Origin of the sequence: Streptomyces hamibioticus (genome assembly GCF_047946815.1) — a bacterium.
In the GTDB taxonomy this organism is placed as follows: Bacteria; Actinomycetota; Actinomycetes; order Streptomycetales; family Streptomycetaceae; genus Streptomyces.
In genome coordinates, this window is sequence record NZ_JBKKQY010000001.1 from 99132 (window position 1) to 111550 (window position 12419).

Annotated in this window: 16 protein-coding genes and 1 pseudogene; 10 read left to right on the forward strand and 7 right to left on the reverse strand. The window is 67.9% G+C overall.

Going from position 1 to position 12419, the window contains the following annotated elements; genetic code table 11:
• Positions 1-65: 65 nt before the first annotated feature.
• A complete protein-coding gene (locus ACLGIH_RS00480) occupies positions 66-518 on the reverse strand; it encodes an Hsp20/alpha crystallin family protein (protein ID WP_416523210.1) in 453 nt (150 codons plus the stop codon).
• A gap of 176 nt (positions 519-694) precedes the next feature.
• On the opposite strand from ACLGIH_RS00480, the gene ACLGIH_RS00485 reads away from it, so the two are divergent.
• On the forward strand, positions 695-1087 hold the full coding sequence (locus tag ACLGIH_RS00485) for a DUF2267 domain-containing protein (protein ID WP_416523211.1): 393 nt from the start codon (positions 695-697) through the stop codon (positions 1085-1087).
• 178 nt (positions 1088-1265) lie between these two features.
• On the forward strand, positions 1266-1742 hold the full coding sequence (locus ACLGIH_RS00490; protein ID WP_473246752.1) for an ATP-binding protein: 477 nt from the start codon (positions 1266-1268) through the stop codon (positions 1740-1742).
• A 73-nt stretch (positions 1743-1815) separates the two neighbouring features.
• Here ACLGIH_RS00490 and ACLGIH_RS00495 read toward each other — a convergent pair whose 3' ends face one another.
• Positions 1816-2160 (reverse strand): STAS domain-containing protein, encoded by a 345-nt coding sequence (locus ACLGIH_RS00495; protein ID WP_416523212.1) that lies wholly within the window; start codon positions 2158-2160, stop codon positions 1816-1818.
• Between the two features lie 455 nt (positions 2161-2615).
• Between ACLGIH_RS00495 and ACLGIH_RS00500 the strand changes: the two genes are divergently transcribed.
• From ACLGIH_RS00500 to ACLGIH_RS00525, 6 genes and pseudogenes are all read left to right on the forward strand, one after another.
• Positions 2616-2879, forward strand: a complete 264-nt coding sequence (locus ACLGIH_RS00500) for a hypothetical protein (RefSeq protein WP_416523213.1) — start codon at positions 2616-2618, stop codon at positions 2877-2879.
• A gap of 369 nt (positions 2880-3248) precedes the next feature.
• Entirely contained in the window at positions 3249-3452 is a 204-nt protein-coding gene (locus ACLGIH_RS00505; protein WP_030817331.1) for a cold-shock protein, read from the forward strand.
• Positions 3453-3801: 349 nt separating this feature from the next.
• A complete protein-coding gene (locus tag ACLGIH_RS00510; RefSeq protein ID WP_416523214.1) occupies positions 3802-5295 on the forward strand; it encodes a DEAD/DEAH box helicase in 1494 nt (497 codons plus the stop codon).
• Between the two features lie 46 nt (positions 5296-5341).
• The gene (locus ACLGIH_RS00515; RefSeq protein WP_416529246.1) at positions 5342-5746 is read left to right on the forward strand and encodes a CBS domain-containing protein; all 405 of its coding nucleotides are present in this window, start codon (positions 5342-5344) and stop codon (positions 5744-5746) included.
• 49 nt (positions 5747-5795) lie between these two features.
• The gene (locus ACLGIH_RS00520; RefSeq protein ID WP_416523215.1) at positions 5796-6104 is read left to right on the forward strand and encodes an SCO5918 family protein; all 309 of its coding nucleotides are present in this window, start codon (positions 5796-5798) and stop codon (positions 6102-6104) included.
• 221 nt (positions 6105-6325) lie between these two features.
• A pseudogene (locus ACLGIH_RS00525) lies at positions 6326-6880 on the forward strand (transposase); the annotation flags it as partial.
• 629 nt (positions 6881-7509) lie between these two features.
• Here the strand turns inward: ACLGIH_RS00525 and ACLGIH_RS00530 are convergent.
• From ACLGIH_RS00530 to ACLGIH_RS00540, 3 genes are all read right to left on the reverse strand, one after another.
• Positions 7510-7662: a hypothetical protein gene (locus tag ACLGIH_RS00530; protein ID WP_416523216.1), complete on the reverse strand. Its 153-nt coding sequence runs from the start codon at positions 7660-7662 to the stop codon at positions 7510-7512.
• A 165-nt stretch (positions 7663-7827) separates the two neighbouring features.
• A complete protein-coding gene (locus ACLGIH_RS00535) occupies positions 7828-8232 on the reverse strand; it encodes a hypothetical protein (protein WP_416523150.1) in 405 nt (134 codons plus the stop codon).
• The gene (locus ACLGIH_RS00540; RefSeq protein WP_416523144.1) at positions 8229-9077 is read right to left on the reverse strand and encodes an IS5 family transposase; all 849 of its coding nucleotides are present in this window, start codon (positions 9075-9077) and stop codon (positions 8229-8231) included. Before ACLGIH_RS00540 ends, ACLGIH_RS00535 begins: the two co-directional genes overlap by 4 nt.
• 730 nt (positions 9078-9807) lie before the next feature.
• Between ACLGIH_RS00540 and ACLGIH_RS00545 the strand changes: the two genes are divergently transcribed.
• Positions 9808-10488 (forward strand): pyridoxamine 5'-phosphate oxidase family protein, encoded by a 681-nt coding sequence (locus tag ACLGIH_RS00545; RefSeq protein ID WP_416529247.1) that lies wholly within the window; start codon positions 9808-9810, stop codon positions 10486-10488.
• Between the two features lie 262 nt (positions 10489-10750).
• Positions 10751-11512 (forward strand): IS5 family transposase, encoded by a 762-nt coding sequence (locus ACLGIH_RS00550; protein ID WP_416523217.1) that lies wholly within the window; start codon positions 10751-10753, stop codon positions 11510-11512.
• Here ACLGIH_RS00550 and ACLGIH_RS00555 read toward each other — a convergent pair.
• Together ACLGIH_RS00555 and ACLGIH_RS00560 are read right to left on the reverse strand one after the other, a co-directional pair.
• On the reverse strand, positions 11493-12017 hold the full coding sequence (locus tag ACLGIH_RS00555; RefSeq protein ID WP_416523218.1) for a GNAT family N-acetyltransferase: 525 nt from the start codon (positions 12015-12017) through the stop codon (positions 11493-11495). The two genes, ACLGIH_RS00550 and ACLGIH_RS00555, sit on opposite strands and share 20 nt — an antisense overlap.
• Positions 12018-12170: 153 nt before the next feature.
• Entirely contained in the window at positions 12171-12374 is a 204-nt protein-coding gene (locus ACLGIH_RS00560; protein ID WP_416523219.1) for an MbtH family protein, read from the reverse strand.
• Positions 12375-12419 lie beyond the last annotated feature (45 nt).

Here is a 12419-nt window from a genome sequence, read left to right on the forward strand (position 1 = left end):
CCAGAAACGTGTATGAGGGAGCCCGCCCGAAGGGGCGGGCTCGCCGGGTGCGGACGCGGAAGGGGTCAGCTGGTGATCTCGATGCGCCGGGGCTTGGCCTTCTCGGCCTTGGGGACGGTGACGGTGAGCACACCGTCGGCGAGTTCGGCGGTGACCTGCTCTTCGTCGGTGTCCTGCGGCAGCGTCACCCGGTAGTCGAACTGGCCGGTGCGCCGGGTGCGGCTGCGCACGAGGCCGGTGCGTTCCTTCTCCTTGACCTCGCCGTGCACGGACAGCTCGCCGGCGCGCAGCTCGATGGTGATGTCGTCTTTCTTCACCCCGGGCAGGTCAACCCCGACGAGGTAGGCATCGTCGGTCTCCTCCAGGTCTGCCAGCGGCGCCCACGCGTCACCGAGGAGGCCGCCGCCTCCCAAAACGGCCGACTGCCACAGTTGGCCCATCCGCTCATACAGGTCGTGGAACTCCCGGAAAGGGTCACACGCCGGCCGGTGCTGCTCGCGCCGCACGGGAAGCGTCATGTCCGATCATCTCCTTCCGAAAGATCCTCGACTCGTGGCACGCCACAGGCCGAATCGTGTTTCGGAAGTCCCTCTGACCGGGACTCTTCATACGAAGAATCAACGCACTACCCACCATATTCCCGTGTTCCGGTGCGGAACGAGCGCCGGACGCGATCACGAGGTGAAGGGCGGCGATGAGGCACGACGAGTTTCTGGCACAGGTCCGCGAACGCGGCGAGTACACCTCCCAGGAGGAGGCCGAGAACGTCACCACGGCAGTCCTTGAAGTCCTCGCCCAGCGGATCACACCGGACGAGGCAACGGACCTGGCCGCGCAGCTTCCCGAACCGCTGCGCGCGCCCCTGACCGGAGACGGCAAGGGGCAGGCGGAGAGTTTCGGGGTGGAGGAGTTCTGCCGCCGCGTCGCCGAGCGCACCGGTGCCCGCCCCCGCACGGCCGAATGGGACGCCAGCGCAGTGCTGTCCACCCTGGCCGATGCGATCTCCGGCGGGGAGCTGAACCAGCTCATCAGCCAGCTGCCCTCCGGCTACGCCGCACTGTTCGGCAAACCCGACCTGGCCCAGTGACCACATGCACGCCCCCAGCGGCAAGGCACACCGCGGCCGGCCCTGTGCCGCGTTTGACGCTGTCGGGCTGTCGGGGCTGTTGGTGCTTGTTCTGCGGCGCAGGTTGTCGGTTCACGACTGACTGTGGTGCAGGTTCGGGGGTAGTCGGGGGTCGGTATCCGTGTTGCTCAGGACGAGGGTGGCGGTGTGGTCGGTGGTGCCTGAAACCGAAGCTCTCCCGCTGGCCAGCCGCCCGATCCTGTCGGCTCTGGCCTTCGCCGGCGGTGAGCCGGTGGCCGAGGCCCGGCATGCTGCCCGAGACTTCCCGACAGAGGCACAGGCCATCCATGGAATCCCGGTCTCGGATCGGGCGATGGGCATGGTGCAGCTGGTGGTCAGCGAGCTGGTCACCAACGCGCACAAACACGCGCCCGGGCCCTGCCCGCTGGACCTGGAGATCAACGACGGGGCTGTGGAGATCAGCGTATGGGACACCGATCCGACACTGCCGGTGCCCCAGAGCCCTGATCCAGGCCGGGTCGGACAGCACGGCCTGGAAATCGTGATCGGCGTGTGCCGCAGCTTCGAAATCCGACGCGAGCCGGTCGGCAAGCGCCTCATGGCCGCCATCGCACTGGCCGACGACACCCCGACGGGAACCCAGCAGGCCGCCTGATACCACGCTGCAACGCTGCGGCTGAGTGATAGGGGACGCCGGGAGCAACGCACGCGGGCCGCTCGTCAATTCCTCAGGCTGTGTGGGCAGTCAGCTGCACCGCCCAGGGGGTGTGCAGCCGGAGGGGGCGTTCCGCGTGTGCCAGGTGGATGAGCCGGGACACCGGCCGTGCGGTGGCGCCTGTGATGACGAAAGCGATCCCGGCCTGGCGGGCGAGTGCGCGAGCATCCAGCAGCACGTGCAGCCCGGCGCAGTCGCAGAAGGTGACATTGCTCAGGTCGACCACGATGCGGTGCGGGGAGACGGCCCAGGCGGCCCTGAGGGCGTCTTCCAGTTGCCGGGCGGAGGAAAGGTCGACGTCACCGACGACACTCACCGTGCGCCGGCCCTCGTGTGTAGTCAGGTACGCAGAGAGCAAGCGATCATCCCTTCCGGCCCGGTGGACGTTCACTGCAGCCCCAGCGCTCCCTCCACCGTGAGACTCTCAGCGGTCGGTGTCACAGCGTGAACAAAGCCACGGCACCAAGGGGCCCCGACACACGGCCACAGCGGACCCAGGACAGAAGGGTGCGTCAGCACACCGCAAAGGGGCGGATGGGCCGTGGGCGGCGACTCGGTGGCCCGGTTTCGCACCGCAGGCGCGGGGCCACCGCCCGGAACCCGGCTCGCACCCGCAGGGCGCCGGGTCCCGGCGGCCCGCAGCGCGCAACGCTCGGGCTGCGTCGCGGGACACTGCAGCGAGGACAGGTTCGCGGCCGGGGTGACTTGGTGGCGTGGTCGGGGTCGGGCAGCTGGGGCGGGAAGTTCCGCTCGAGGATTTCCGCCCACTGGTGCAGGCCGACGAAGCCGGTGGTGATCGTCCAAGGTGGGTCGGTGAGCAACAAGTACCCCATTGTGATCACAGATGAGATGTGCCAGGCCATGGACACCGCCCGGTGGCGCGGCCTGCAAAAGGATCTGCGCACCCTCGCGGCGAATATCAAGGCCGACGCGGAAGGCCGGTACGACAGCGCGGAGCCCGGATGGCGGGCTGAAGTCGAGTGGACGCTGCTGTGGATCGAGAACACCGCCCAGCCAGCTGACCGAGGGCCGGTCGTTGGAGGGCAGTACCTGGTAGAAGGGATCGATCCGGGGTGACGACGCTGCCGCAGCCGGTCTTCGGGGGCGTGGCGAACCGGATCGCGGAAGCGCGGCACGCAATATATGACGTCGCGCGGGTGGGTCATATCTGTGCCCGCGGGCTGAGATTTCAACGGAACATGCGGATAGATTCTCTGCGGCAATAAGCAGGGTGGCGTTCTTCACCGCACACTGGCTGCTGCGGCGTGCTACTGTCGATCTCAGTTGCAGTTGTGGTTCCCGAAACTTCAAGTGCTCTCCGGTCGGCCCTGTGTCACTGGGAGCGCTTCTTGTATTTCCGGTATCTTCCGGGCGGGGTGATCATCGCGGCGACACGAGGTTCGCACAGTGCGGATCCCGTATGCACTGCCCCAAAGGAGATATGACATGGCTGCTGGTACCGTGAAGTGGTTCAACGCGGAAAAGGGCTTCGGCTTCATCGAGCAGGACGGTGGCGGCGCTGATGTGTTCGCCCACTACTCGAACATCGCCGCCCAGGGCTTCCGCGAGCTGCTGGAGGGCCAGAAGGTGAACTTCGACATCGCGCAGGGCCAGAAGGGCCCGACGGCCGAGAACATCGTTCTCGCCTGACGCTGACTGTCGCGTACTTGTAGCTGGGGCCCGCGTCCTTCGGGGTGCGGGCCCCAGCTACATGCGTTTCCCGCAGTGGTTTCACCTGTGGGCGACAACCAGGACATCGTGGGCTCACCGCACACGGATCGCCCTTCGGGGGTGCAGACACATCCCTTCATAGCTACATCGCAGTGGACGCTCCGAATGTCGAGTCCCCACCGCGCCACTCATTTCAGCGCCTGCGCCCGCACGTACTTTTCCGCTGGCCAGGTTCGCTGTCAAGGCCACCGGCTCATTCTTGCAATTCTCCGTGCCGCTCATTGCTGCGGGAATTCCTTGATTTGTGCCGCATCGAGGAAGGTTCCGCATGAACCGCACACGCACGAACGACCGCTTCGCCCGTACCCGTAACGGCAGTGCCGACTCCGGAAGGAGTGGCAGCCGCTTCGGCTCGCCGGCCCCAAGCCGGTCCGGCGCGCCGAGCCGCTTTGGTGGTTACGGCCGCCGGCCCGTCGCGATCCAGGGAGAGTTCGCCCTCCCTGACACGATCACCCCCGCGCTTACCGCCGTGGGGGGCTTCGCCGATCTCGACATGCCGGCGGAGCTGCTGGCCGCGCTCGGCTCGCAGGGCGTGACCGTACCGTTCCCGATCCAGGCCGCGACGCTGCCGAACTCCCTCGCCGGCCGGGACGTCCTGGGCCGGGGGCGCACCGGTTCCGGCAAGACCCTCGCCTTCGGGCTGGCCCTGCTGGCCCGTACGGCCGGGCAGCGTGCCGAGGCCCGGCAGCCGCTGGGGCTGGTCCTGGTACCGACGCGTGAGCTGGCGCAGCAGGTCACCGACGCGCTCACGCCGTACGCCCGATCGGTGAAGCTGCGCCTGGCCACCGTGGTGGGCGGGATGTCGATCGGCAGGCAGGCCGGCGCGCTGCGCGGCGGCGTCGAGGTCGTCGTCGCCACCCCCGGGCGCCTCCGGGACCTCGTCGAGCGCGGCGACTGCCGGCTGGACCAGGTCGCCGTCACCGTGCTCGACGAGGCCGACCAGATGGCCGACATGGGCTTCATGCCGCAGGTCACCGCCCTGCTGGACCAGGTCCGCCCGCAGGGCCAGCGCATGCTGTTCTCCGCCACGCTGGACCGCAACGTCGACCTGCTCGTACGCCGCTACCTGAGCGACCCCGTCGTGCACTCCGTCGATCCGTCGGCCGGCGCGGTCACCACGATGGAGCACCACGTGCTGCACGTCCACGGCGCCGACAAGCACGCGGCCACCACCGAGATCGCCGCACGCGACGGCCGGGTGCTCATGTTCCTGGACACCAAGCACGCCGTCGACCGCCTCACCGAGCACCTCCTCAACAGCGGGGTGCGGGCCGCCGCCCTGCACGGGGGCAAGTCGCAGCCGCAGCGCACCCGCACCCTGGGGCAGTTCAAGAACGGGCACGTCAGCGTGCTGGTGGCGACCAACGTCGCCGCTCGCGGCATCCATGTCGACAGCCTCGACCTCGTCGTCAACGTCGACCCTCCGACCGACCACAAGGACTACCTCCACCGGGGCGGCCGCACGGCCCGCGCCGGTGCGTCCGGCAGCGTCGTCACCCTGGTCACCCCCAACCAGCGGCGCGCCATGACCCGCCTCATGGCAACGGCCGGCATCGTCCCGCAGACCGCCCAGGTGCGTGCGGGCGCGGAGGCCCTGCACCGCATCACCGGCGCCCAGGCGCCCTCCGGCATCCCGGTCGTCATCACCGCACCGGTCGTCGACCGCCCCAAGCGCAGCGCCACGTCCCGCGGCCGACGCCGCCCCACCTCGGCGACCCGCCGCGCCCCCGCACGCCAGTCCACTGCTGGTGCGGCCGCATAGAACCCTCGTGATCAGGGACCCGGCCCATCTGCGCAGGAGGCACCTGTTGGCACTGGTGCAGTTGCAGACCCGCTCCGTGAGCGCTCGTCCCGTGCGCGGCACGGTGGTCGACGTCATGGACGCGGCCGGGCCGCAGGTCTGGTACGACATGACCGTCGAGGTGGCGCTGTCCGTCACGGCCGCCGCCCGTGCGGAGCATCTGGTCGTCTGCGACGAAGTCGCCCGATGCGTCGGCCTGGTCACCCAAGCCCGGCTCGCCGCCGTCCGGGACAGCTCCGGATACACCGACCGGCTCGGCCTGGGTGACATCACCGACGACAGCGTGCCCTTCGTCTCACCTCTGGCCTCAAAGGACGAAGCCGAGGACGCGATGTCCTGCGGGCGGCTCGGGCCCGTGCCCGTGGTCGGCCAACACGGCAGCGCCCTGGGCGTCCTCGCTTTCTCCCGCTGAACCGGCTGGGCGGCGGCCGGCCCCGTTCCTCTTCTTCCTGTGAGGCATCATGCGCTGTGTCATTGCCCGCTTCCCGTTCGACCTGACCAAGAGCGGCGTGCTGGAAGCGATGAAAGGCATCAAACCCGAACCGGTCACCAGCGAGTCCGTCATCATCGGACGACGTCACTACCCCGCCAAGCAGGTCGGCCAGGTCATCACCCGCCAGGACCGCCGCGACTTCAGCGCCGGCGAAGTCGTGAGGGCCATGGCCCTGCTCGGCTTCACCTGCCGCACTCTCACCGAGGCCGCACCCACGCGCATCGAAAGCCCGTTGCAGCGGGCTTCCGCGATGCTCGGCACTCCCCTGTCCGTCTGACCGACGCGACAGGCGCCCGCCGACACCAGGACAGCGGTGAGGGCCCGACCGGCGCGCGCCGGTCGGGCCCTCACCGCATGCCGCGTTTTCCGATCGGTGCGCGAATGGGGCGACAGCACCGTACCCCCCGGAATGAGTCCTACTACTGCGGTCAGTGAACCTCTTTCATCCTGTGCTGGAGGGTGAATGAGGTTCAGTGAGTCCGGTCAACAACTCTGTGGCAGATCCGTGACCAACTCGCCGGGCGGGTCCGCCGGGAGACGATGGGCAAAGCCCTGCGGACAGTGGCCGTGATCATCGACTCCCAGTCAGTCAAAGCGGCCTCGACCGTCAGCGAGGCCACCCGCGGTCAGGACCCAGGGAAGAAAATCAATGGCCGCAAACGCCATCTCGTGGTCGACACCAAAGGCGTGCCGCTGATGGTCATGGTCACCCCCGCCGACCTGCACGACTCCGCCGCGACCAAGGAAGTCCTCTTCGGCCTCCGCCTGATGCACCCCGAGATCACCATCGTCTGGGCCGACCGAGCCTACGCGAGCAAGCTCGTGCCCTGGGCCAAACGGCATCTAAGCCTCACGATCAAGATGGTCAGCCGACCCGAGGACGCTGACGGGTTCGTCCTGCTGCCCCGGCGCTGGATGGTCGAACGCTCACTGGCCTGGATGATGAACGCCCGCCGTCACGCGAGGGACTACGAACGGCTCATCCAGCACTCCGAGACCCTAATCACCTGGGCCTCCATCACGTTGATGACTCGCCGTCTCACCCGGCCCGGAAAGTCCATCGCCCCGGAGCTGGCGGCCTGAACGATAGCCCTGCCCCCCGAGGGCGAGGACCAGGGGCCACCTGCCATGACAGGGCGGGCACTAACCCTGCAACCCCGCCCCGAGGCGGGAAGGGCACCGAGAGACAACACATCAGCACCGGCCTGCCACCCGACTCAACGGCCATCACCGAGCGTGGTCACGGCATCGTCAACCTCCTGCGGCAGCACGAAGCAGGCCGTTCCACAGCTCCGATTTGAAAAACAGGCACCGAAAGAGTGTTTTGTCCTGTCAGGGGTTCTTGGCCGCTTTTGCGTGGTCGACTTGCCTGGGGCCTGTTGAGGCTGCTGGCACCGCCGCGCCGCCTGCGGCTGGTGATGACGGTCGAGGGTCCGTTTGGGACGGCGAGACCGGCCGCCGGCCCGTCAGGGTCGGAGGCTGTCCCGTGAGGAGGCCGCCGAACGCGCCGCCGACTACGTGGAAGGCCGGTAGGCCAAGCCCCTGGTCGGCGCGGCGTACGAGCGACGACGTGGCCTTCCCGCCCGCGGGCGCGCTGGAGGAACGACACTCCTCCGGCCCCCTCGCCGGAACTCGTGTGCTGATGGCCCCTTGATCCCGCCCGGCGACAGGGGCCGTCGTCGTCACCGCGTCGCCACAGCCTCGGCTCCGGTACGGGGCTCGGGAAGCGCGCCGCCGGCCTGGAGGGCTGCAAAGTCGGAGAGGGCCTGTTCGACGGCTTCGGAGTACGCCTCGCGCTTGGCGTGCTCGGCCAGCGCCCGATAGAGGGCGACCACGGTTCCTTCATAACTTCCTTTCCGTTCCACAACCGGCCTGCTTGAACCGTGCGCGCCATCACGGGTCGGCGTGTTCCAACGGCAGAGCCTCAGAGGGCGGTTCGTGAGTTGATGTCCGTTCCGAGGTGAGGTTGGGGCAGGGCTGCTGGTCGCGGACCTTGTCGGTTACTGCTTCCTGACGAAGCTGCCGGTGTCGATCTCGGTGAGTATGCCGAGCTTGACCAGGCGTTTCAGCTTGGCGCGGGTGCCTTCGATGTTCTTCGGCAGCAGTACGTGGTCGAGGGCTTCGCAGACATCACGGGCCCGCATCGGGCCACTGTCGTCGTTGAACACGGCGAGGATGCGGGGGTAGTCCGGGTGGTCGGGCAGTTCGGGTGAGGCGGCCTGGGTGGGGAGCCGGTCGGCGAGGACGGTGACGGTCTTCCGGGTGATCGCCAGGTGCTCGAGGTGAGTCTCGGCCTCGCGCAGTCGCCCCTGCAGTTGCGTGATCTGGGTGCGGAGATCGTCGGCCAGGGACCGGGCGGCCTCCTCCTGGAGGCCGAGTGCGTCGAGTAGGGGCTCGATGTTCACGCTGCCACCGCCTGCGCATCGCGCCAGGTGGGAGTGTTCGCGCCGGTGAGGCGTCGGGCCATGACATGGGTCATCGCCCAGTAGACGCGGGAGGCGGAGGAGGACGGGCGGTGCTCGTAGTCGCGGACCAGACGCCGGTGCAGTATCAAGATCCCGTAGGTCTGCTCGACCCTCCACCGCTTCGGCTGCGGAACGAACCCCGCCTGATGCGGGTTGCGTTCGACGGTCTCGACGTCGATGCCCAGGCCGGCGCCGTGTGCGACGACCTGGTTCTTGAAGCCCTGGTCGACCAGGGCTTTGCGGACGGTGCCGCCGGCGTGCTCGACGACCTGGTCCAGCAGGGCGATGCCCGCGGCGTTGTCGTGGCTGTTCGCGGCCAGCACGATGACGGCGATGACCAGCCCGAGCACGTCCACGGCCAGTCCCCGTTTGCGGCCCGGCACCCGCTTCGCCGGATCCCGGCCGGTCGTGGAGGCGGGGACCCCGGCGGCCGCGTGGACACTCTGGGTGTCCAGCACCATCAGGGTCGGGTCCTCTAATCGCCGGGCCTTCTCACGGACCTGGCAGCGCAGGAGTTCGTGGATGACCTGGTCTGTTCCGTCGTCCCGCCAAGCAGCGAAGTAGTAGTACGTCGCGCTCTTCGGCGGTAGATCGTGAGGCAGGTAGGCCCACTGGCAGCCGGTCCGGCCCTGGTAGAGGATCGCGTTGACGATCTCCCGCATCTCGTAGACGCCCTGGTGGCCGCTGACCGAGCGGTGCCGGTCCTTCCACGCGGTGATCACCGGCTCGATCAGAGCCCATTGCTCGTCCGATAAGTCGCTCGGGTACGGCTTGCGTTCACTCACCCCGCCACACCAGCAGACCACCGGCTGCGGACCGGCAGATTCCGCCCGTGCCCACACCATCAGGCGACGACAGAGCCACTCAAAAACTCACGAACCGCCCTCTCAGGGATAGGGGCAAGGAGCGATGCTTATGAGTGCCCGCGTGGATGTCCGGCGGACGTGGCCCCCTGTCCGTAGAAGACAGGGGGTGCTCACGGTTGGCCGAGCAAATGCGTCAGACACGCCCCCACGGTCAGCGACGGCGACCCTCACGACGATCGCGGCGATGGCAGCAGAACACCCACAGGGTGGCCATCGCTCTCGTCCGCCGGTGATCACGAGCTTGGCACACGACTGAGAAGTCGACAAGGGGATCCGTAGCAATTGAGCATGACGATCACCGATTTCGTTGGGATCTGGCGCTCAGGAGGCGGGTTTCGGTAGCGTACGGGCGCATCGGCCTCGGCCCCTCGGTTAGGCAAGCCATGTGGCCAAGGGCTGGTGTCCCGGCCTGTGTCGCCGCTGCGGCACGCCCAGAGCGGCGCGCCGCAGGCAGTGCAAGGCGCATGGGGTCGCCGTTCGACCTATCCCATCGAAGGGTGCTCGGCACTTGTCCTTAGCGAACCGGCTCGTCATGCGGGGTGCCGGCCTCGGGGCTCGCGGTCTTCGGACGCACCAGCCAACATCCCCTCGCTATATCCGCCACATCGTGAAGTCCTTCAACGACCACCGCACTTGTGAAAGAGCTGACGTGAACCACAGCCAACTCCCGTCCACGCTGCCGGAGACCGACCGTCTCCGACACCGCCGTCTGCGGGAACAGGGAAGCCTGGATCGTACGAAACTCAACGCAATCCTGGACGCAGGCTTTATTTGCCACTTCGGGGTGGTCGTCGACGGGCGCCTGATGGTCGTCCCGACCGTCTACGGAAGCGACGGGCGGCACCTCTACTTCCACGGCTCTGTGGCCAGCCGAAGCCTGGTCGCCTCGCCCGAGGCAACGATATGCGTCACCGTCACGCACGTGGATGGGTTGGTCCTCGCGCGGTCCGTGTTCGAGCACGGCGTCAACTACCGCAGCGCGATGATCTACGGCGTCCCTCGCCTGATCACGGATCCCGAGGAGAAGCTGGAGGGACTGCGCTGCCTGACCGAGCACGCCACACCTGGACAGTGGGACTACGCACGGCAGCCGAACCGCAAGGAAATGACGGCCACCGCCCTGCTCGCCATCTCGCTCGAAGAAGCATCGGTCAAGATACGCACCGGCGGCCCGGATGACGGCGACGGACCCGACGCCGCCCTCGGGATCTGGGCCGGCGTCCTACCCCTGGTCTCCACCTGGGGCGAACTGGAAGCCGACCCCCTGCTCCCGGACAGCATCGAACCGCCCAAGCACATCACCGCCCGCGTCAACACTCGCGCCGGGTAAGAGAGCATCTGATCTAAGCGTTGTCCCGTAACTCGGGGCAGAGGCTGATGGATCACCACAGCCGGACCGACTTGTTCGGTTCCGCCCCAAGTCGCGACCTTAACGGGATTCCGGCCAAGCAGGTCGAACCGGACACCGGCAAGCGGTCTCCAGAGTTACGGGACAGCCCTTAGGTAGTTGGTGTTCTGGGATGTTTGTGTGACCGGTGGCGTTGGCGGTCGTTGCACCGTGTGTGAGTGATCGCCGTCCGTACCGCAGTGATGTGTCCGATGCCCGCTGGGCTCTGCTCGAGCCGGTCTTCACCACCTGGCGGGCGAGACGAACGGGCCCGGGGACGGCGGCCCGGGTGCACGACCTGCGCGAGATCGTCAACGCGATCCTCTACGTCAACCGCACCAGTATCCCGTGGGAGTACCTGCCTCATGACTTCCCGCCGTACAAGACCGTCTACGACTACTACGCGAAGTGGGAAGCCGACGGCACGACCCAGCAGGTCCACGACCTGTTACTCGACAAGACCCGCCGAGCCCACGGCCGCAGTGCCGAGCCGACCGCGGCCGTGGTCGATGCCCAGAGCGTGAAGACCTCGGCAAATGTGCCTGAGACCAGCCAGAGCATCGACGCCGGCAAGAAGATCAAAGGACGCAAACGGCACCTGATCACGGACACACTCGGTCTGGTGCTGGCCGTCCTCATCACCGCCGCGAACGTGCACGACACCACCGGCGGCAAGCTCCTGCTCAACGACGTGGCCGCGAACCACCCCAGTGTGTCCAAGGTCTGCGGAGTGTCCGGCGCCCGCTGCTCCACCTGTTCGTCCGGCCCGGCTGCTGCCGACCCCCTCGCGGTCTCAGCCTCCCGGCCGATCGCGCTGCCGGTGTACCCGCCGTGCCTCGCATGGGCGTCGCGGTGTCCGTGCCATGCCCACACGAGTAGCCGAACCAACGATACTTATTCTACATTCAGTACGAATCCGACCTATGGTGAGTCGCGTCGTGCCGAGGTCACACCGTGGTCGGGATGACGACCATCTGCGTCACCGAACCGTCCTCGCCGATCACGTCCCGCACATGGCGAAAGCCCAGGCGGCGGCACAGGGCGAGGCTCGCCGTGTTCTCGGCGCCCACCATGCCGTAGGCCTCCTTCAGTCCGAGGTTGTCGGCCGCGTGACGCAGCAGGCCGTGCACGACCTCGGTGCCCATGCCCTGGCCCCAGTAGTCGGGGGCGAGGGCGACGATGAGTTCGTGTCCGTCGACGTTGCCGGTCTTCTTGACCTCCGCGTGACCGATGTACGTGCCCTGCCACCACACGCCCCACACATCGAAGCGGTGTGTGGGGTAAACGTCGGTGAGGATGGTGCGGAACGCCGACCGCAGGTCGGCCTCCGGCGCCTGGTCCTGCCCCATCCAGCGGCACACCTCCTTGTTGCGCAGCAGGGCGACGAAATGGCCCTCGTCCTCGGGGCGGTACCGGGCGAACTCCAGTCGTTCGGTTTTCCACGTAGGTACCTGTGGGGTCTGTGAGGTCATCGGCGAACTCCTGGGATGAGACGGGACCAAGGTGCCTCGTCGGGCGAGGCACGGCCGTTCGTGGACGTGACGCGTCCCTCGCGGGCGGTGCCCGGCACGGGGCGACGGTGCGTGGCCGCCGCCCCGTACCCGCGGCTCATGCCGGCGGGAGGGTCAGGCCTCCGCGTTCTCCATGCGCTCGCGCAAGCTCCGCGGACGCATGTCGGTCCAGACCTCGTCGACGTAGGCGGAGCACTCCTCCTCGGTGCCCTCCTTGCCGACGGGCTGCCAGCCCGCGGGAACCGCGACGTCGACCGGCCAGAGCGAGTACTGGTCCTCGTCGTTGCGCAGCACCTGGTAGCGGGTGTTCTCGTCCATGTCGTCTTCTCCGATCCTGGGTGGATGCCGTTCGATCGGGCCGCC